General features: G+C 46.8%; 21 protein-coding genes and 2 pseudogenes. 2 read left to right on the top strand and 21 right to left on the bottom strand.

All coding sequences use genetic code 11. The annotated features are described in order from the left end of the window. Nucleotides 1–17: 17 nt before the first annotated feature. The 11 genes from THEAE_RS20160 to THEAE_RS0106140 form a co-directional block, all read right to left on the bottom strand. Nucleotides 18–2,195 carry a penicillin-binding protein gene (locus tag THEAE_RS20160; RefSeq protein WP_052329798.1) on the bottom strand — a complete coding sequence of 726 codons (2,178 nt, stop codon included), beginning with the start codon at nt 2,193–2,195 and terminating at the stop codon, nt 18–20. Between the two features lie 97 nt (nt 2,196–2,292). Further along, the gene (ftsL, locus tag THEAE_RS20155; protein WP_052329797.1) at nt 2,293–2,709 is read right to left on the bottom strand and encodes a cell division protein FtsL; all 417 of its coding nucleotides are present in this window, start codon (nt 2,707–2,709) and stop codon (nt 2,293–2,295) included. 74 nt (nt 2,710–2,783) lie between these two features. Further along, the gene (gene rsmH / locus THEAE_RS20150; RefSeq protein WP_052330210.1) at nt 2,784–3,755 is read right to left on the bottom strand and encodes a 16S rRNA (cytosine(1402)-N(4))-methyltransferase RsmH; all 972 of its coding nucleotides are present in this window, start codon (nt 3,753–3,755) and stop codon (nt 2,784–2,786) included. 67 nt (nt 3,756–3,822) lie between these two features. Continuing rightward, nucleotides 3,823–4,254: a division/cell wall cluster transcriptional repressor MraZ gene (gene mraZ, locus THEAE_RS0106175; RefSeq protein ID WP_028986865.1), complete on the bottom strand. Its 432-nt coding sequence runs from the start codon at nt 4,252–4,254 to the stop codon at nt 3,823–3,825. A gap of 171 nt (nt 4,255–4,425) precedes the next feature. Beyond that, nucleotides 4,426–4,644 carry a hypothetical protein gene (locus tag THEAE_RS0106170; protein ID WP_005588541.1) on the bottom strand — a complete coding sequence of 73 codons (219 nt, stop codon included), beginning with the start codon at nt 4,642–4,644 and terminating at the stop codon, nt 4,426–4,428. Between the two features lie 194 nt (nt 4,645–4,838). Further along, nucleotides 4,839–5,345, bottom strand: a complete 507-nt coding sequence (locus THEAE_RS0106165; RefSeq protein ID WP_005588539.1) for a hypothetical protein — start codon at nt 5,343–5,345, stop codon at nt 4,839–4,841. A gap of 275 nt (nt 5,346–5,620) precedes the next feature. Then, nucleotides 5,621–6,190: an MFS transporter gene (locus THEAE_RS20145; RefSeq protein WP_028986864.1), complete on the bottom strand. Its 570-nt coding sequence runs from the start codon at nt 6,188–6,190 to the stop codon at nt 5,621–5,623. A gap of 69 nt (nt 6,191–6,259) precedes the next feature. Then, nucleotides 6,260–6,562, bottom strand: a complete 303-nt coding sequence (locus THEAE_RS0106155) for an SDR family oxidoreductase (protein WP_028986863.1) — start codon at nt 6,560–6,562, stop codon at nt 6,260–6,262. Between the two features lie 83 nt (nt 6,563–6,645). Beyond that, nucleotides 6,646–7,416 (bottom strand): ABC transporter permease, encoded by a 771-nt coding sequence (locus THEAE_RS0106150; RefSeq protein ID WP_028986862.1) that lies wholly within the window; start codon nt 7,414–7,416, stop codon nt 6,646–6,648. Between the two features lie 26 nt (nt 7,417–7,442). Next, nucleotides 7,443–8,162: an ABC transporter ATP-binding protein gene (locus tag THEAE_RS0106145; protein ID WP_028986861.1), complete on the bottom strand. Its 720-nt coding sequence runs from the start codon at nt 8,160–8,162 to the stop codon at nt 7,443–7,445. 70 nt (nt 8,163–8,232) lie between these two features. Continuing rightward, a complete protein-coding gene (locus THEAE_RS0106140; protein ID WP_028986860.1) occupies nt 8,233–8,940 on the bottom strand; it encodes a V-type proton ATPase subunit C in 708 nt (235 codons plus the stop codon). 563 nt (nt 8,941–9,503) lie between these two features. On the opposite strand from THEAE_RS0106140, the gene THEAE_RS0106130 reads away from it, so the two are divergent. Next, nucleotides 9,504–9,854, top strand: a complete 351-nt coding sequence (locus tag THEAE_RS0106130; RefSeq protein WP_028986858.1) for a hypothetical protein — start codon at nt 9,504–9,506, stop codon at nt 9,852–9,854. A gap of 206 nt (nt 9,855–10,060) precedes the next feature. Here the strand turns inward: THEAE_RS0106130 and hepT (THEAE_RS0106125) are convergent. The 9 genes and pseudogenes from hepT (THEAE_RS0106125) to THEAE_RS0106090 form a co-directional block, all read right to left on the bottom strand. Continuing rightward, nucleotides 10,061–10,285: pseudogene (gene hepT, locus THEAE_RS0106125) on the bottom strand (type VII toxin-antitoxin system HepT family RNase toxin); the annotation flags it as partial. Nucleotides 10,286–11,089: 804 nt separating this feature from the next. After that, nucleotides 11,090–11,446, bottom strand: coding sequence for a hypothetical protein (locus THEAE_RS22915; RefSeq protein WP_156920563.1), 357 nt, complete (start codon nt 11,444–11,446; stop codon nt 11,090–11,092). A gap of 519 nt (nt 11,447–11,965) precedes the next feature. Continuing rightward, the gene (gene hepT, locus THEAE_RS0106115) at nt 11,966–12,379 is read right to left on the bottom strand and encodes a type VII toxin-antitoxin system HepT family RNase toxin (protein ID WP_028986855.1); all 414 of its coding nucleotides are present in this window, start codon (nt 12,377–12,379) and stop codon (nt 11,966–11,968) included. Beyond that, the gene (mntA, locus tag THEAE_RS0106110; protein ID WP_028986854.1) at nt 12,369–12,779 is read right to left on the bottom strand and encodes a type VII toxin-antitoxin system MntA family adenylyltransferase antitoxin; all 411 of its coding nucleotides are present in this window, start codon (nt 12,777–12,779) and stop codon (nt 12,369–12,371) included. Before mntA ends, hepT (THEAE_RS0106115) begins: the two co-directional genes overlap by 11 nt. Nucleotides 12,780–12,866: 87 nt before the next feature. Beyond that, nucleotides 12,867–12,998 (bottom strand): hypothetical protein, encoded by a 132-nt coding sequence (locus THEAE_RS23680; protein ID WP_281169556.1) that lies wholly within the window; start codon nt 12,996–12,998, stop codon nt 12,867–12,869. Nucleotides 12,999–13,032: 34 nt separating this feature from the next. After that, nucleotides 13,033–15,021 (bottom strand): ABC transporter permease, encoded by a 1,989-nt coding sequence (locus THEAE_RS0106105; RefSeq protein WP_028986853.1) that lies wholly within the window; start codon nt 15,019–15,021, stop codon nt 13,033–13,035. Further along, entirely contained in the window at nt 15,014–15,781 is a 768-nt protein-coding gene (locus THEAE_RS0106100; protein WP_028986852.1) for an ABC transporter ATP-binding protein, read from the bottom strand. Before THEAE_RS0106100 ends, THEAE_RS0106105 begins: the two co-directional genes overlap by 8 nt. A 112-nt stretch (nt 15,782–15,893) precedes the next feature. Continuing rightward, the gene (locus THEAE_RS0106095; protein WP_028986851.1) at nt 15,894–16,901 is read right to left on the bottom strand and encodes a sensor histidine kinase; all 1,008 of its coding nucleotides are present in this window, start codon (nt 16,899–16,901) and stop codon (nt 15,894–15,896) included. 1 nt (nt 16,902) lies between these two features. Next, nucleotides 16,903–17,574 (bottom strand): response regulator transcription factor, encoded by a 672-nt coding sequence (locus THEAE_RS0106090; protein WP_028986850.1) that lies wholly within the window; start codon nt 17,572–17,574, stop codon nt 16,903–16,905. 530 nt (nt 17,575–18,104) lie between these two features. On the opposite strand from THEAE_RS0106090, the pseudogene THEAE_RS23500 reads away from it, so the two are divergent. Beyond that, nucleotides 18,105–18,281 (top strand): annotated as a pseudogene (locus THEAE_RS23500) (transposase); the annotation flags it as partial. Nucleotides 18,282–18,552: 271 nt separating this feature from the next. Here THEAE_RS23500 and THEAE_RS0106085 read toward each other — a convergent pair. After that, entirely contained in the window at nt 18,553–18,993 is a 441-nt protein-coding gene (locus THEAE_RS0106085; protein ID WP_028986849.1) for a thiol-disulfide oxidoreductase DCC family protein, read from the bottom strand. Nucleotides 18,994–19,013: the final 20 nt, after the last annotated feature.

The raw sequence follows: 19,013 nt of genomic DNA, 5'->3' as shown, positions 1-19,013 counted from the left end.
AAGTTCTATTTCTAGTACTATTCTTGGCCGTTGGGGGATAGAACCGAGAGAGGGCGTAATGAGACCTCAATTTCCGTGCCTTCCGCAATGGGTTTTCCAGGAGCGAGTGTTTGGCTCGTTACATAGCCGGAACCGTTTGTTTTTATATTTATTTTTAGCAATTGAGACAAGGCTAGGACATCCCTTAGGCTCACGCCGGTAAGATCGGGCATGAGGACCTCCCCGTCCGTGACGAGATAGAGGGTTTGCCCCGCCATCACTTCCTCATTCCCCTGAGGATATTGTCCCGTCACTTTCTTCCCTTTTCCCAACACGACAGGCTTTAGTCCTAACTCAAGGGCTTTTTGTTTGGCACTGGAAGCCATTTCTCCCACAAAGGTGGGGATGGTTAAGAGCTGAGGCGCGGTTTGACTCTCAGGAAGAAGGGAAGCGGCCTTTTCCTTCCCCCCGGGATTTTGGGGAGAAGAAAGGGAGGCATCGGGGGGGATCTGAAGGTACTGAAGGCTATTCTTCATCACGCTGCGAAAAATTTCCCCGACCACCTGACTGCTGGAGATCGCCGTCATATCGGGCTCATCCACCACCGCGTAAACAATAAGGCGGGGATTATCCACGGGTGCAAACCCCACAAAAGAATAGATAAACTTATCACGGGAATAGGAGCCGTTCACGTCCGGTTTTTGCGCCGTTCCGGTCTTCCCCCCGATGCGGTACCCTTCGATGGCGTATCCTCTCCCCGTCCCTTCCGGAGAGGTGATTACTCCCTCCAGCACCTTCCTCACCTCGGAGGAGGTCTCCGGAGAGATGACCTGCCGCTCCACAACGGGTTTATTCTCCGTCAACACCTTTCCGGTCTTGGGGTCTAGGATCTCCTTCACTAAATAAGGCCGCAGCAATTTCCCTCCATTGATGGCGGCGGAGACCGCCCGCAGTTGTTCGATCGCCGTCACCGTGATCGCTTGACCAAAGGTGGTGGTGGCGATATCCCGGGGAGGAGCATTCGGAGGAGGGAGTTTTCCCACCCCTTCATGGGGATAATCAATTCCGGTGGGCTCGCCGAAACCGAATTTTTTATAGTATTGAAACAGTTTTTCCTTGCCAAGCCTTTCGAAACCGAGGATAACCGCCCCTACGTTGGAGGAACGCTCAATCCCCTGGCGAAAGGTGATCTTCCCCCACCCTAAATTGTTGTAATAATCCTTGATCGCAGGTCGAATCACCTTCGACTCGTACCGACCTGCCTGGTACACCTCGTCAGGATGAAAAACTCCCTCCTCTATGCTGGCAGCTAACGTAATCACTTTAAACGTCGAACCCGGCTCATAGGGAACCTGTAGGGGAAGATTCCGGTAATCGGTGATTTGGGTATATTGATTCGGATCAAAATCGGGCCTGGAGGCAATGGCCAGCATCTCCATTGTATTGGGGTCGGCGACGAGGACCATCATCCCTTTTGCCCGGTACCTGCTTGCCGCATCATCCAAAGCCTGCTCCGCAAAATGCTGAATCCTTTCGTCGACGGTAAGACGGAGATTTTTGCCATCCACTGCCGGTTGATAGTTCTCCACTCCTGCCGGAAGAACGTTTTTGGAGCGATCCGTCAGGAAGACTCCTTTCCCCGGCGTACCCCGCAAGATGGAATCATACATGAGCTCCAGTCCCATCTTCGCCTCCCCTTCCTTATCCACATAACCCAAAGTAGGGGAGAGAAAAGCTTGGTTTGGGTAATACCTTTTGGTGCTCTTGCTGAGATAAATGCCGGGTAGACGAAGCGCTTCAATCTCCTTCGCCTTGGATTCATCGATCTTCCATCCCCCGGGGCGAAGTTCCACCTGATAACGATCTTTTTTGCTCAAAAGACTGAGAAGGCTCTCTTTGCTCATTTGCAAGATGGGGGCTAGCTTCTCCGCCGTATCCATCGGATTTTCCACCCGGGAGGGGGCTTTTTCGCTTAAAACCGCCACCACGGTGTAGGCGGGGCCACTGTATGCCAGCGGCTGACCATTCCGATCCATGATCATTCCCCGCTGCGGCTCCATCCATTCTTCCCGTTGCCATTGGGCCATCGCACTTTCATTCAGCCAATCGGCCTGCACGACTTGAAGATAAAAAATTCGTCCGATTAAAGAAAAAAAGAGAAGGGTAATTCCGCCTCCTACAAACAAAATGGACCGTACCGTGATTCTTTTTTTCATCCGATTATTTCCTCCCCTTTACGCTTATGGATCCTAAGAGGGGAATTGTGATATTTCTAGTGGACTCTGCTTCTTTTCAAAGGAGATCTTTCCTCCTTCAAGGGGTGTTTTCCGCCTGATCCGACTTTTCCAATCCTGCGATTTTTACCGTCGCCACATTGCCATCTCTTCGGGTGAGACCCATCTCGTTGGCGATCTTTAAGATGCGTTCCGGAGAAGATAGCTCGGCCACTTGGATGCGGAGTACTTCGCTCTCTTTCTCTATATCGGCTATTTCTCGCTTCATTTTTTCAATTTGATAGTTTTCCTCCGCAATCATCGCATACCTGGAAAGAATAAAACCGGCCACCACCACCATTGCGGCAAGCAGGAGAAGGTATGCCAATTTTTCCTTCAAAGGGAGCGTATAATGGATGACCACTTTTTTCTTCTTGGTACCGGCTTTTTGAGTAGGCTTATAGGTGTAGCTTTCTTGCGGTTTGACGGCTAAATTTCCGTAGTAGATTTTGCTCAATCTACTTCCCCTCCTCTGCTTCTGTATTTGCTAACTGAGATTTGCACTCTCGTAACTTTCGCTCATCTGTTCTTTTATCTCGTAAGATTTAAAGATTTTCCCGCCTTTTCCGTCTCCATCACTTTTTCCGCCACTCTTAGTTTCGCCGAACGAGCCCTGGGATTTGTTTCGATCTCCTCCTCCGAAGGAAGGATCGGTTTTCTGGTGATGATCTTGACGATCGGTTCTTTTCCGCAAACACAGACCGGAAAATCGGGAGGGCAGGTGCAGCCGGCGGCATATTCTTGAAAGGTTTCCTTCACAATCCGATCCTCCAGGGAATGGAAGCTAATGACCGCAATTCTCCCCCCCGGCTTAAGGCGCTCAATCGCCAAGTGCAAGGCCTTTCCCAACACTTCCAACTCCCGATTTACCGCGATGCGGATCGCTTGGAAGGTACGCTTCGCCGGATGGGGACCGGTTCGCCGGGCTGGGGCGGGAATCGCTTCCTTGATCACCTCCACCAGCTCCCCGGTGGTGGCGATGGGCGCCGTCTTCCTCCTCTCCACGATTCTCCGGGCGATCGAGCGTGCAAAGCGCTCTTCCCCATATTCCCGGATGATGCGGGTAAGCTCCCCTTCCGGCCATTCATTCACCACTTCATACGCGGTGAGAGATTGGCGGCGATCCATGCGCATGTCGAGAGGGGCTTCCTCCTGATAGCGAAATCCGCGCTCCTCTTCGTCCAATTGGGGGGATGAGACGCCCAAATCGAAGAGAAATCCATCCACCTTCTCGATTCCCTGCTGATTCAAGATCGCATCCATATGGACGAAATTATCCCTGACGAGGAGGAGACGGTTCTTTCCGGGATGGAGTCGTTCTCCGGCGGCGGCGATGGCCCGGTCGTCCTGGTCGATACCGATTAAGAGACCGTTTTTCAACCGGGAGAGAATCGCCTCGCTGTGCCCTCCACCTCCCAACGTTCCATCCACGTAGATTCCATTTTCTTTTATTTGGAGGGCTTCCACCGCTTCTTGAAGCAATACCGTCCGGTGATGGAACATTTTTCCTCCTTCTTTATCTTCATCATTCCATGATTCGACCATTGAATCGCTTCATATCTCCTGGGAGTTACAAATCAAAATCAACCAACTTCTCGGCGATTTCGTCAAAAGAACCCTGCTTTTCGCTAAGATACGCGGTCCACCCTGCTTCGCTCCAAATCTCCACACGGTTGGACACCCCGATAATGACACATTCCTTTTCAATCCGGGCAAACGAAAGCAGTGTCGCCGGTATGTTTACTCTGCCCTGCTTATCCAGTTCACATTCCACCGCTCCGGAAAAGAAAAAGCGGGAAAAGGCCCGAGCATCCGCCTTGGTGAACGGAAGGCCCTTCAGTTTCCCTTCGAGGTTCTTCCATTCTTCCATGGGGTAGACGAAGAGGCACTGGTCCAGGCCGCGGGTTAAGACGAAGCGTTCACCCAGTTCCTCACGGAACTTGGCAGGGATCGTAAGCCGCCCTTTTTCGTCCATCGCATGGCGATACTCCCCCATGAACATCTTCTCCCCACACCTCCCCCATTTCGCCCCACTTTACACCACTTTTCCCCACTATTATACTCTTCGATGGAAAAAGAAAAAATCCTGCTTTTCTGCAGGATTTTTTTAAAATTTCCTTGACTCCCTTTGTTTCAGTGAACCATGGTCAAAGGAGCGGTGAAAAAGGTCCGTTTACTCAAAAAGATAGGAGGAAACGACGCCAAGCAATACGCCGACGACTAAAACGGCAAAGTAGAGCAGAATTGAATCATAGATCAAAAGGGCGAGCGACTCCAACGCATTCCCCGATCTCTTTTGGGCACTCTCTTTCTTTGATGCCCCCTTGATCACCCGAATCAATAACAATATCCCTATAACCAATAAGAGAACAAATGCCGCCTTGAGAAGCACCGGCAATCCCCCCTTACTAAACATTCATGGTCTCTCAGATACAACCCCTGCATGAAGTGGATTTTCACAGAGAAGAGAGGAAACGATGTAATTCATTTCTTTTATTACAAAAGTCAGGCTGACGACGGTTGCTGAATAGCTTTGGAAAAAGATTTGGGCAATGATCGATCCCACCCCCTATCCTTTTCCCCTTTTTATGCTTCCTCCTTCACTTCCAAGACGACCTCGCCAAAGGGCTTGTCGTCAACCGTTACCTCGATTTTCCATAATCCCGAAGAAGGAAAGTTGGGGTACGCCAGAATCGATGCAGGAGCTCCCCAATTCTCACCCGAGAGGGAATCCTCATAGGCCCCGCCGAACTCCATACGTTCACCGGTTTGACTGACCGCCATAAATTTCACCTTTTTCCCCACCAATTGATCGGCCTCTCCCCAGAACAGCCACATCATTTTCGCATTAACCCCTGCAAGAATAGATCCGGGGATGACGGCCAAATGTTCCTTCTCCCCAAAAGCGGTCGTGATTACTTTTTCATTATTCTCATTCACTGCTTCAAGTTGAAAAGCTGGGCTTGCCAACCAGGTCTCCATCTTAGCCGGATCAGAATTATCATGTTGTTCATTCGGCAGATTCACGATGCCGAAGGAACAACCGGAAAGAGCAACAAGCGCCAATAAAACAAAAGGGATAACGGCTTTCATGCCTTCCGTACACCTCCAATTTTGAATTCACCTAATTTAGACGGAAAACACTCTTTGAAGGTTTCAATATTCACTCATTTTCTAACTTTATGATCGTCGATTGGTACAGCGAAAACCGCGTCCTGCTGCCCATCGGCTCAAGTTAAAGGCAAACGATTTTGCTTTTTGAATGATAAAGCGATGCCTTTCATCTTTTTTGATTCAATCAATCCGGCGTCGATAGGTGGGGTAATACCATTCCCTTGAGTCGCTTCGCCAATTCCGTGGAAAATAAGTTACTTGATTTCATCCTTAAAAAGTGAATTTCGTTTCTCCGTAAGAATCATCCCGGTTAAAATAATGCTTAAAATAAGCATTAAAATGGTGGTACATACCATTAGAATACGTATCCCATACTCGGATACCAAGAAACCACCCGCTAGAATAAAAACAATGCTGAGTCCTTGTTGGAAGAATCCGATCACATTATTAATCCGTCCCATCATTGAAAGGGGAACTTGATTTTGGATATATGTGGTAAAACCTATACTTGCCATCGCACCGAATAATCCTAAAATAATGAGACCACCCAATGCCCAATAAAAATTAGGTGCTAAAGCATAGATAAGGTAGCCAAATGCAGATAAAAACCTACCAATGCCTATCAGCCATTTTGTTCCTATATGTTTAGCTATAAATGTCAAGATAAGGGAACCCGCAACAAAACCCATCCCAGCCGAAAAGACCATCAGACTATAACCGACAATGTCCAGCCCCGTTTGAAGATCGCCCTCGAGCCCGCGGTCGACGGCGAATTTGGCCTGGGCGACGGCAAGCGGCCCGTTTTGAACGATTTCTTCCGCCAATCGGCGGGCCGCGGCTGTCGGATCCTCCGTTGACGGATGGCGCCTTCTATTTTGTTATCGCTTTAGCAGCTAAAACATCTTCGACTGCCCGCCGTCGACGACGACCGTCGTGCCGACGGTCCACGACGCCTTCGGCGACGCCAGAAAGACGACGACGTTGGTCACCTCTTCCGGCGTGCCGAACCGCCCGCTGGGGATGTTGGCTTCCACGAAGGCGCGCATCGCTTCCGGGTTTTCCCTCATCCGCCGGTCCCAGCTACCGCCCGGATGGCGGATCGATCCCGGCGCGACGGCGACGCGCGCGCCTTCTTCCGCGAGCGTCTTGGCGATCGCGGGCCCGATGCCTCGCGACCCACCCGTCACCGGCGCCACGCGTCCGGGCGGTCGTCCTTCAGTCGGCATCGATGTTGGTGCAGCGGGTCAGGATACAGGCGAATGCGAAACTGCTGAGAAGTTTAGACGTAGCTACTAAGACGACCTGTGCGCCGCGCCCAATTCCATTGAGACTTCAATATCACCACTCCCAGCAAAAGCCACAATGCGGACACAAGAATGGCATAGGCTATCTCGTTCACACCATTGAGCATTCCCTTCACAAACCACGCAAGTGGCGACATCACGTTGAAAAAGTGAAATGTCTCAGGAATAAATTTTGGTGGAAGGAAAAAGCCAGAAAAAACAAGCAGATAATATAGCACAATTTCCGTAATTGCTCCGACCCGCTTAAATCGCAAGGACAAGCCGAGCATCACCAAACCCACGCCAACCATACCAAGCAGGCCAACGAATCCGTAAGCAATGGCAATGAATGCTGTCTGTTTGACTCCACTCCAAAAGGTTGGTATCCCGACAATGACAAGAGCCACACCAAAAAATGTTGATACCCAAATAAGCGAAAAAAAGATTTCAGACACAATAAGACCCCACAGCAACTGCCATTTTCTGGCCTGGGTAGATAGGACTTGCTCCACTGTACCGAGATATGCTTCTTCGAGCGCACTGTTTCCTAGTTTCGCTACGAGGTTAGCGCTCAAATACCATAGGCTGAAGCCAAATATCCGTGTGACCGCTTCGTTCCCATCTTGAATTGGCATAGCATACAACGTTCCCAAGAAGAAAATAAACTTGATACATAGACCTACTAGGAAATCAATCCAATAGCTCCGGAATTCGGCACGCTTTTTCAAGAAAAATGATAGAATCGCGCGAAGTACTTCCGCCAACATTCGATAGAACGCACCTCCGTGCGGGACTAATTGGCTTCGGCGGTCATGGAAAGAAACTGCGATTCCAATGCTGCCGCTGTTGATATATCGGCTTTAGTTCCCTCCCATACGATTTCACCCTGTTTCATAATGATGAATCTCGTGCCGACGGCATACGCGAATGGGATATCGTGCGTCGTTATTAGCATCGAACTCGCCGGCAAGAGATTATCGCTCAGCAAGTGTCTCATGTGGTGTTGTGATTCGACATCGAGACCAAGAGTTGGCTCGTCAAGGATCAGAATGGGTGCGTCTTTCATCAGTGAAATGGCTATGGCAAGCTTTTGCTTCATACCCCTAGACAATGACTGCGCCAATGAGTGGGACCGCTCCTGGAGTCCGACCAATTTTAGGACTCTCTCGGCTTTACGATGAGCCTCATTTAAAGAGATCCCATTTAAAAGAGAAAAATACAGGAGGTTCTCATACACAGTCAGGTACGCGTAGGAGTTGTTAACCTCTTCAAAAACTACGGAGGTCACCTTGGACGCGTATTCTGGATATTTTACGACATCAAAACGATTCATTATAATGCGACCACCATCTGGGATAATCAAACCAGTCATACACTTAATCAGAGTTGTCTTTCCGGCACCATTGGGTCCCAAGAGGATGAGCCGTTCCCCTCCATGAAGATGGAGAGAAAATCCGTTAAGGGCTTTTCGGCCGCCGGGATAAAGTTTGACTAAGTCTTCAACCATCAACATAATGACACCAACCTCCGCCAAGAAAAGGCCCAGGATTATACCTGGGCCGTCGGCCGCACTTCCTTTAATGCTACCAAACTGCTGGAACCCGAGCAGGCGCTTCCCGCAGTATATCGTCGCGGGTAGGAATCGGAGGCACCTCAGTCAGAGAACCGTTGCCTTCAACCCTATAGAACAGCTCCGTGGAAATACTCGTTGACACTTCTACCATCAGGACTAACGAGGACCACAAGTTAAAGACCCGGAAAAAGTATTGACGAAGAGGAATTTGGTTAAATTCGACGCTTTTAACGAACAAGTCGGGATCGACTGCGGCAACTTCTTTGCACGTATTCATGACTTGAATCAGATCCTGCAGCGGTTTGATTACACGGAAGAATTGATCGCGCTCCCACTTGAAGTATTCAACCAAGTTATGCTGTTCAATGCGGCTGGCAATGTCATCCCACATCTCACGAGAGTGAATCAGAAAGAGATGTTGTTCAAGAAGTTCCCGAAGGTTCCATTCCCTGATTTGAGGTGCCAACGGATTTCCTTTATAACCGAGTTCATCAGTGAGGGTCAGGAGATCGTCATAGGAGTGAATGGTAGTATGAACACCGTCAAGCGTTGCATACAAGTAGTCAATGGCTCGCTCAAGATGACTGACGGCATCTCCCGTGACGCCGTCGATGTGTCGCGCGATGTCCGTCTTACCGATTGCGGAAATATTGCCTTCTCTAGTTCCCCGTTCGCCTGCCACAGGTTGGTAATGGCTTGACCGATCGCCCAGGCGCATTGTGCCGAGAGCGCCGTTGTCACACTCACGCCTTTGGTTGGCCGATGGTTAATGCCTCCCACCAAGATCACTTTCCTTTCGCCTAGTCTGTGTTCTAGCCGCAGTAGGCACCGATAAGGGGAATATCCAATTCGATGACTCGAGATTGGATATCACCCCCCATGGAGGTACGAATTGTTACCAGAACATTCTGATTATATTTTTAGCACATAGAAGAGAAAAAGTCAAGTGTTCACGATCACTCTGTTGTACGTCTGTGATATTGTCATATCGTAACGCTTCAGAGAAAATGTCACTATGGGACAGGAGAGAATGACATTAACCTAAAAAGAATTGAAGCGTTATACGGTAATCATGAAGCACATGAACGGGCTTATCACAGTAAGCGAAGCTGCGAGTGAATTGAAGTTAAGTACTCGTCAGGTTTTTCGCCTAAAGAAAAAAATTTTAGAGGAGGGAGTAACTCAAACAGCTGATCGAACAAAAAGGAGTCCCTTTGAGTCTATACTCCGAATCGACTCTTTGCGGTTCAGCCTGCTGATCCGGAAGATGCATATGTCCCTTTGAGCGAAGGACAAGACATCAATACGATCCTGTGCTATCGAGAGAAACGTACGATTGGCCCAGGGGAAACTATTTCTTGCGGAGGAAAAACCTACAAGATCGCAGCGAAGAACGACAAATTAACCATACCTGTGAAAACTCATGTTGAAATTCGTGAAACCTTAAACGGAGAGCGGTTCATCTGGTACAAAAGGGAGAAATACCCGCTGGAAGAAGTGGAAAAACCCAACCGCCAAAATCCTCCTCAAAAAGAAAAGGCGAGCCATGCGAGGAGCCCTCACAAGCCCGCTGCCGATCATCCTTGGCGAGAATACAACAAACCTAGTAAAAGGGTACCACAACGGGCTTGATTTGGCTATAGCAGTTAAGGAATACTGCTAAAATTCCTTTCACCCCTTATTCGCCTTCTATGCCTGGACCGCGAATGAATCAAGGGTGAGCGAAGCGAAGGCCTTGGGCCTTTACCCTTGATGAAATGAGCGGGCCAGGCCACAATCAAAACACATGGTGAAAGGATAACCGCCACAAACAAAATTGCAATCGTCGGATGTCTGTACTAGATTTTGTTATAACGCAATACCTGTTCCGTAAAAGCAACAAAATCATTGAGATGGAATTCAATGATTTTTTGGATAATCGTAAGATCTAACCGCTGATAATCATGTACTGCGATATTTCGAAAACCCACCATTCCCTTTAGTCGCTTCGCCAATTCCTCGGAGATCACTTGAGCAGTGGATAAAAGATCAAAGGCTTCTCGGCTTGTTTGCGGCAGACCCAACGTCATCGATCAAAAATTTTACCCTCCTTCGCTATTCGCTCCAGAATGGGACGCCGTTCTTCATTTAGTCGGTCGTATTGGGAGTAAGTGTATATGTGAAATTCCGCTCGTTTCCGAGCAACAATAGGGTCCACCCTAATCCATTAAACATACCTCACAGTAAAGCTTTTGGAATTAAATTATATTAATTATTAAACTTTTTTATACGTAATATACCCAAGTGCAAAGAGTTGTAGTATCATGATGACGAATAAATACCTTCCAATAGACCATAGTGTGATATACGTAACAATTCCAGTAACGATAACCGAAATCAGCAATAATAAAATCGATTTTTTCTTCACAGCATAAACAGATAATATTAAAAATATAGCAAAAAAAAGTAAAGATACCGGACCTACAATATCCCAGAAATAACTCGCTTCACGATATTGATTAAACATATATCCTTTCACCCCTTGATGTCATAATCGGATTTTTAATTGATCCATTTGCACTAGGATATTTTTGCCCCTACAGCGACGGTAACCGCAAAATATGTTTTTCCAGACGCCAGAAGGGCTGAACATCAACACGCTTTCTTTACTTCTAACAAACGTGAGCGTCGCCAAGAGGTGAGTCATTTCCCTTCTTACATTCCCGGTCAATTATATCCAGACAATGACAACTTTACTCCTTGGAAAAAAGCAAAGAATAAAATTGTACTAGTTTCTTTGCATTATTCAAGTTAAATAATTGACTAAACCACCATATAATTTGATTAAGCCTACATTTAAAAAAGTGGCTTAGCTTTTTTTACAGAAATTAATATGTTGTTATATCTAAATCTAATAATCCAGAATATTCACCACTTACCGACCAGTCTACAAAGTAGTCATAATTACCAGTATAGTAACCATAGATTGTGAGTTCATGCGAAACGTCCGTTCTTTGATTAGTATCGCCAAAATCATAATTATAGTATGAATGAAAAGAAGAACTTGTAACAGTTCTGCCTCCATCAATTGTATTTAATCCTGTGTAATAATTATCAAGAATATACCAATGCGTATTTAAAAAGAGAGGGATTTGCAGCCCAAGCGGAGGCCTCTCTATTAACATACGAGGATAAATTATTACTATTGACACTCCACCACAATTTATGTTTTGACTGGCAAACATCCACTCCCAAAGGGTCGTCTGTTGTAGCAATTACTCCACCAGAATAAGATCCAGTAGTTTGTGTTGAAAATGTGCTAACGGGAATTTCCAGCTGCTTTTCTGTCTTATTTAAAATACTATAAAGTTTTTCGCCAATGTTTTTAGTCGCTTTATATTTTTTATTTTCAAGATCAATAGTTACATGGTAGGATTCAATAATTCCAACATTTTACAATATGTATTGCAATGACCATAAAAGCCGCAATTGCACGTAGAATATTAAGTTCACGGATATTCTGTTTCATCGTTACCCTCGAATCTTAAATGAGGAGAAATACCGTCGAATTATACCCAACAGTTTACTCCCGGCCGGGTATTTATCAATTGAGAGTCATTTTCATAACCAAACCATGCCAATTGAAAGAGAAGACCCATCAAAAACTGCAAAACACTACTATCTAATCATCTAACGCAATTTTAGTACATACAAAATAATCTGTCAACCGCCACAAACCAAATTGCAATCGTCGGGTGTCTGTCCTAGATTTTGTTATAACGCAATACCTGTTCCGTAAAAGCAACAAAATCATTGAGATGGAATTCAATGATTTTTTGGATAATCGTCAGATCTAACCGCTGATAATCATGTACTGCGATATTTCGAAAACCCACCATTCCCTTTAGTCGCTTCGCCAATCCCTCGGAGATCACTTGAGCAGTGGATAAAAGATCAAAGGCTTCTCGGCTTGTTTGTGGCAGACCCAACCGCATCTTGGCCACAAGATGCATGGCGAGATCGATGCTAGCCTCACTTGCCCGTTGAAGATTAAGGATAATCGAATCTTGCTTGGTATAATTCCGTAAATTCTCCGGATTTCCTTCAAACTCTTCACGAATGCGCAGCAGGCATCGTTCGATGATTTGTATTTTATTTAAGATGATGTCATCGATCAAAAATTTTACCCTCCTTCGCAATTCGCTCCAGAATGGGACGCCGTTCTTCATTCAGTCGGGCGTATTGGGAATATGTATACATGTGAAATTTATCCTTCTTCAACGGATCCTTTACATCAATCATCTTTCCTGTAGACATGATTTGCGCGCGAAGAACCGTCGATGCAGCCTGAAGATCGACCAGATCCACAGGAACTCCGATTTTTTCGGATAAGGTCTGAGCGGTTAAAAAACGGGTGTACGAATCACTCTCTTTTTCACTTAAAAACGCAATATCCAAATCACTCTCGGAGGTTCGATTCCCATTTGCGTACGAACCGAACAAGACAATAAAATAGGGGGAGAATTGCTCGTTTAGGACTTTAATCACCATTGGTATTGCCTTGTCCAGATCAACCATGGGATTTTCCCTCACTTCAATCGGATAAAAGTTTTTTCAACTAAGATTATTCTACCATAAAGGATCCTACTTTGAAAAAGGTCCGTGTTAAGCTTCCTCCTTCACCTCCAAGCCAACACCGCCAAAGGGTTTGTCGTCAACCACCGCCGCCACATTCCAAAAGACTGAAGAAGGGAATCGGGGAGCGCCAGAATGGATGCAGGAGCTCCCCAATCTCACCCGAGAGGAATCCTCAACAAGGTGTTCGTTAATATTAACCAGAGACGAAACTTACAATCTTATAATAGGTTCTCGCGGTGAGTATATAGACAAACACGTAAAAACCGGCAAATACAAGGATGGTGATCGCGGTACAGAAAGCAAAAAGCGGGATGTTCGTGAGGTTGAAGACGTTAAGCAATTTCGTGATCACCTTGAAAGCAAACGCCAAATGAATCACCGCCGTAACCAGGGGTAAGAAGAAGACCGCAAGTACCTGGGTTCGGATCGCCCGCTTCACTTCTGCGCGGCTCATGCCCACCTTCTGCATAATTTCAAAACGCTCCCGATCCTCATACCCCTCCGCAATCTGCTTATAATAGATGATCAGCACCGTCGCCATGATAAACAAGAGACCTAAGAAGATGCCGAGGAAGAATAACCCGCCATAAAGGGTAAAAAAGCTGTCTCGTGAACTTTCGATCCCGTCTACGTTATGATTCTCGGTGATCTTCTTCATCTCGCTTCGCAATGTGTTGATCAGATTTATTTTTTGATCTCGATCGCCGTTCACATCAAATCCGTAATGATAGGAAAGATTTTTCATAGCACTTTCATTTCCTTCAAGAGAACGGTTAATCCGTAGTATCGTATCGACACTATCCACAACGACCAGGTAACTATTGATGAGCATACCATTTAGTTCCCCTCTTGTGTTGAGGGAAGAGAGACGTTCTTTAATGGAAAGCCGAAAGTCATTGAAGCTGATCGTGTCTCCCTCAATCTTTCCTCGCAGCGGATAAAGAAGCGCTTCGCCGCTTGAAAGTGATACGGATCTCTTCTCCATTCGATTGTAATCCTCAAGGGGTATCAATAGAAGGAACGCCGTCTGACTGCGGGAAAAATCGCTTTTTTGGGCAGCGGTAAAATGGTTGCCGTCCTGGATGGTCATCCATTCCATGGAACGATAACGAAAGCCATTCTTTGGCGTCATCTTTGACGCAGCGAGCTCTCTTTCAATGACCGCATCGATCCGGCTGATCTGTTCCTCTGAGACATTCGCGGCGTCAACCATCACATCCCTGGGGTATCGTGTCCGTAACACATCTTCGACTCCCACATACAGGGAAATGGTCGTCGAGAGGGTCACGATCACCATCGTTGACAAGATCGCAATATTGGCAAGCCCCACCGCGTTTTGCTTCATGCGGTAGATCATCCCGGAGACGGAGATAAAGTGGTTCGCCTTGTAATAAAACCTTTTATTCCTCCGAAGCATTTTGAGAACGGCCACGCTTCCCGCCGTAAACAGGGCGTAGGTCCCGATGATCACCAAAAGGACCGCCAGGAAAAACCTGTTTAATGCGGCGAGCGGGGTTTCCGTCGTTAATGCGATATTATATCCAATTCCAAGCGATAGAAGACCGACGGATGCTAAGATCCATTTCGTCTTCGGCTCTCTCTCCCCTACATTTCCGCCCTTTAACAACTGAATCGGCTTTGAGCGATAGACTTGAAAGATATTATACGTCAGATTAAGGATCGAAATGCCGGAAAACAAAAGAACCGTAGAAATGACGGCAGGGGCCGGGATTTCAAAGCCGAAACTGACGTGAAAGGAGATGATTTTAAAAAGCAGCAAAATCATCAGCTTGCTTAAAAGGATTCCCGCCAAAAGGCCTACCACGAGGCTTATGAGCGTTATTAGCAAAGTCTCAACCGTCATCACCCGGGCAATATGCTTTTTCTCCATTCCCAGAATGTTGAAGAGCCCAAACTCCTTTTTGCGCCTTTTAATTAAGAAGCTGTTGGTATAAAACAAGAAAATGACGGAAAAGATGGCGATTACCATCGCACCAAAAAACAACATCTGTCGTAAAGATTGGCTGTCGCTTTGGCTGCCGATATCCTTTGCGACGGCCAAAAAATACATATTGTAATACATCATGACCGTACCGATATAGGTGAATAGATACGGGACATAGGTTTTGGAACTCTTCTTGATATTCATGATGGCAAGCCTGGAATAGAAGAATTTACGCATCTCTTACACCCCCCGTCGCAATCATGGTGAGGGTGTCGGAGATCTTCTGATACATCTCTTCATTGGACAGGGAACCCTTGTAAATCTGATGAAATACCTCACCGTCCTTGATGAAGAGAACCCTTTTGGCATGGCTGGCCGCTTTGATGCTGTGGGTCACCATCAGAATCGTTTGTCCCTCCGCATTGATTTGGGTAAATAGCTTTAGGAGCTCTTCGGTGGCGCGGGAATCTAAGGCACCGGTCGGCTCATCGGCGAGAATCAGTTGCGGCCTTGTGATGAGCGCACGCGCGACGGCGGCTCTTTGCTTTTGACCCCCGGAAACCTCATAAGGGTATTTCATAAGGATATCGCTGATTCCGAGCTTCTTCGCGATGGGCGCAAGCCGTGCATTCATCTCCTCATAGGTTTTCCCTGCCAATACCAGGGGCAAGAAGATGTTATCCTGGATCGAGAAGGTATCGAGCAGATTAAAGTCTTGAAATACAAAGCCTAAATGGTCGCGCCGAAAGGCAGAGATCTCCTTTTCCTTGATGGAGAGGATGCTTTTGCCATTGAGCAGAATCTCTCCGCCGGTGGGTTTATCGAGGGCCGCAATCATATTGAGCAGGGTTGTCTTCCCCGAGCCCGACTCCCCCATGATCGCCACATACTCCCCCTGCTCCACCGAAAAGGAGACGTTGGAAAGGGCAAGAACGGGATTTCCTCCAAAGCGGGTAGTATAGATTTTCTTTAAGTTACGAACCTCCAACAGTGACATGTCTCTCCCTCCACGATTGATCGTCGCGCCCATTATAGCAAAAAGAGAAAATGCTTCGCCCTTTCTTCGGCTTACATTTTCTCTCCCAAACTTACATTTTGGTAAGCTTCCCTTATTCGGCCAGGATATCCGGATGATCAAGTCCGATCTTCACTTTGGTTCCTCTGCCGACCGCCGATTCGATCCGGATCGTATGGTTAAGTTTGTCCAAAATCCGCTTGCACAGATATAGGCCGATACCGGTCGATTTCTTATCCAACCGTCCGTTATACCCGGTAAAGCCCTTTTCAAATACCCGCGGCAAATCCTCTTCCTCAATGCCGATGCCCGTATCTTCGATCACCAAGGTAAGGGGTGAATCCTCCACATAAATGGAGATCTCTCCCCCTTCAGGGGTATATTTCAGGGAATTGGACAAGATCTGCTCGATGACGAAAACGAGCCACTTCTCGTCCGTCAGCACCGGGCGGTTTACATGTTCATAGTTCAGCTTTATTTTTTTGCGGATGAAGGATTTTGAAGTTTTCCTTACCGCCTGCTTTACGAGATCATCCAGGGGATACCTTTTGAAGAGGAGGTCCCCACTCATATTTTCCATCCGCATATATTGAAGAGCCATTTCCACATACTGCTCCACTTTGGAGAGCTGGTCCAAAAGCTCCTGATTGGCGTCGGATGGCTCCGACTGCAGAAGGAGCCGCATTGCCGCGATGGGCGTCTTAATCTGATGCGCCCAGGTGGTGTAGTAATCCACCATCTCGGCAAAAGCCTTCTCCTTTTCACTCATCATCTCCGTTCGTTTTTGGTCCAGAATATGAACCAATTCTTGATAATCCTTTTCAATCAGGTCTCTGGCAAGGGGGAATCGAACATCGGTCATCGCGATGCTGTTTCTTAATTTGGTAAGGATGATATGTTTCCTGTAAAAGGAGATCAAGTGAACACTCCCGATGATGATGAGAAAAACGGTGGTGAGGAGGACGGCATAACCGACCGCTTCGAAAGGCAAGGCATAGAGGGAGAAGACCAAGAGAAAGATGCCGTACGAAGCCAGGATGACGATGAGATTGATTCTATTCCCTTTCAAATAGGCGCCTACGATGCTTATCCATTCCTTCATATCACTCCACCATATATCCAAGCCCTTTTTTGGTTGTAATGAAATGGTCAAGCCCGGATTCCGCCAGCTTTTTCCGCAGGCGGGCGATGTTTACGGTCAAGGTATTGTCGTCAACAAAGGCATCATTCTCCCATAGACGTTGCATGATCTCCTCGCGGGAAACCACTTTCCCGATGTTCTCCATCAGCAGCTGCAGAATCTTAAACTCATTCTTCGTCAACTCGATTTTTTGATCCCGATAGATGAGCGTCGCATCGCTTAGGTTTAAGAGGATGCCGCGATGTTCGATGACATTGATTTGCCCTTGAAAAGAGTAAGTCCGCCGCATCAGCGCTCCCACCTTTGCGGTTAGTACATTTAAATCAAAAGGCTTGACGATAAAATCATCCCCGCCCATATTGATGGCCATCACGATGTTCATATTGTCACCGGCGGAGGAGATGAAGATGATCGGCACTTTAGAGATCTTGCGGATTTCGCCGCACCAGTAAAAACCGTTAAAAAACGGAAGCACCACATCCAATAGCACCAGATGGGGAAGAAAGCGAATCACCTGTTCCGTAATATTCTTAAAATCGGTGACATAGGTCACGTCATAATCCCATTTGCATAGATGATCTTTGATCGCTCGCGCAATCGTCAAATCATCTTCAACGATCATCACTTTATACATGAAGATTCCTCACCACATTCCTCATTGACAGCCAAACTTCCATCAGTGATCGCCACTCAATGATCACCACTCGTTGAAGGTTTTAGCGTGAAATCATGGTACTATATTTCGCCATCAAGAGGCTGAAATCCTTCTCAGTAAAGGGTTTTTCGATCGTTCATCAATCCCTATCTAGGCATGTTTAAGCGTATCCATGCATACGACGGAGCGGTCCCATGCTGCATATACCACCACAATATGTCTCCGGATATCTCTCCGACTGCCGTGACACCTGTTTCTTTCAATTTAATTTTCTCTCCAAGTAGGTTAATCGGTTATGGTCGGCTTTTTAATGAATACGCTGGCCTATTTTTAAGTTATCATAGACAGTATTCGAAATAACTTAGTGGAGCACCTACAACGGCAGAGGTAAATAACTCTCAATTGGATTAACCCCTGCAGATTGGATACAGTTATAGTACCTGGTAGTGGTGTAAATTTGGGTGCCCAAGTTTAAAAAGAAGGCCGGACGGGTGATGGGAATGGCGTAGGTCACCATCATTGGCGTCCGAGAAACCGGGGAACGAGAGGTGTTGGGGTTTGACCTGATGATGAGTGAGCACAGTGCTTTTTGGACGACGTTTTTGCGAGGCTTGGTAGCTCGTGGCCTTCGAGGGGTTCAGTTGGTGATCAGTGACGCCCACGAAGGGTTGCATCGAGCGGTGGCAGGCTGAACACTCGTACACCCATTTCGTTTGCCTGTTCAGATCAACGGCATGTTGAGTTGCATTGAGTTCCAACGCTTTTCCAGCATGGTAAATATACGTAGGACAAATATACGTAGATTCCCATGCCGCAAGCGGCACCAAGATGAATGAAAATAAGGTTTTTTAGAAGAAGTCTTAGTCTTTTTGGGAATCGTGAAACAAGCCGAGCGAAAGTGGATGTTAAAGCAATATATGCAGCATATTTCCACAAGATGCATTATCGTCTTATTGTTCACCTACGTTCTAAGGTTTTTTTGGGGGGACCAGGACAAAATCCATACTGGCAATGCTTTGCATCGGGTATGATCAGACGATTGTCCGCCATCCAGCGATAAACCTTATCACCCAATCCGACACGCCCCATACACCAAACGAGCGGAAACACCGGCCAAAGTAATGGTAATCCTCGCAGCACCGCTAACACTGCTTCAAAACCCTTATAGATACGATATTGATCACCTTGGTTGAGAAGGACTACCATTTCTTGTTCAAGATCTTCGATTTTAATGCCATCATTTTCATAACTCGTATCATGCCGAAATGAAATCACACGTATCCGCCGCGAAAGATCCAGACCTCGAATGCTCATGGCGGTAGCACGGCAATATGGACAATATCCATCATAGTAAACAGTCATAAAAGAGCTCTTTCGTAAACGATAGTGACCTACCAAGAGTAACAGACCTCCTTTTC

This window comes from Thermicanus aegyptius DSM 12793, from assembly GCF_000510645.1.
Lineage (GTDB): Bacteria > Bacillota > Bacilli > Thermicanales > Thermicanaceae > Thermicanus > Thermicanus aegyptius.
This window is presented reverse-complemented; position numbering and strand designations above follow the sequence as displayed.

Bases quoted from the DNA above. Each gene is read 5' to 3' on its own strand.
- THEAE_RS0106150 (WP_028986862.1), bottom strand. From the start codon at position 7,416: ATGTTGGCGGAAGTACTTCGCGCGATTCTATCATTTTTCTTGAAAAAG.
- THEAE_RS0106090 (WP_028986850.1), bottom strand. From the start codon at position 17,574: ATGTATAAAGTGATGATCGTTGAAGATGATTTGACGATTGCGCGAGCG.
- THEAE_RS0106095 (WP_028986851.1), bottom strand. From the start codon at position 16,901: ATGAAGGAATGGATAAGCATCGTAGGCGCCTATTTGAAAGGGAATAGA.
- THEAE_RS22915 (WP_156920563.1), bottom strand. From the start codon at position 11,446: ATGTTTGCCAGTCAAAACATAAATTGTGGTGGAGTGTCAATAGTAATA.
- THEAE_RS20160 (WP_052329798.1), bottom strand. From the start codon at position 2,195: ATGAAAAAAAGAATCACGGTACGGTCCATTTTGTTTGTAGGAGGCGGA.
- THEAE_RS0106105 (WP_028986853.1), bottom strand. From the start codon at position 15,021: ATGCGTAAATTCTTCTATTCCAGGCTTGCCATCATGAATATCAAGAAG.
- THEAE_RS0106140 (WP_028986860.1), bottom strand. From the start codon at position 8,940: ATGCGCCTGGGCGATCGGTCAAGCCATTACCAACCTGTGGCAGGCGAA.
- mntA (WP_028986854.1), bottom strand. From the start codon at position 12,779: ATGGTTGATCTGGACAAGGCAATACCAATGGTGATTAAAGTCCTAAAC.
- rsmH (WP_052330210.1), bottom strand. From the start codon at position 3,755: ATGTTCCATCACCGGACGGTATTGCTTCAAGAAGCGGTGGAAGCCCTC.
- THEAE_RS0106100 (WP_028986852.1), bottom strand. From the start codon at position 15,781: ATGTCACTGTTGGAGGTTCGTAACTTAAAGAAAATCTATACTACCCGC.
- THEAE_RS0106165 (WP_005588539.1), bottom strand. From the start codon at position 5,345: ATGAAAGCCGTTATCCCTTTTGTTTTATTGGCGCTTGTTGCTCTTTCC.
- THEAE_RS0106145 (WP_028986861.1), bottom strand. From the start codon at position 8,162: ATGTTGATGGTTGAAGACTTAGTCAAACTTTATCCCGGCGGCCGAAAA.
- mraZ (WP_028986865.1), bottom strand. From the start codon at position 4,254: ATGTTCATGGGGGAGTATCGCCATGCGATGGACGAAAAAGGGCGGCTT.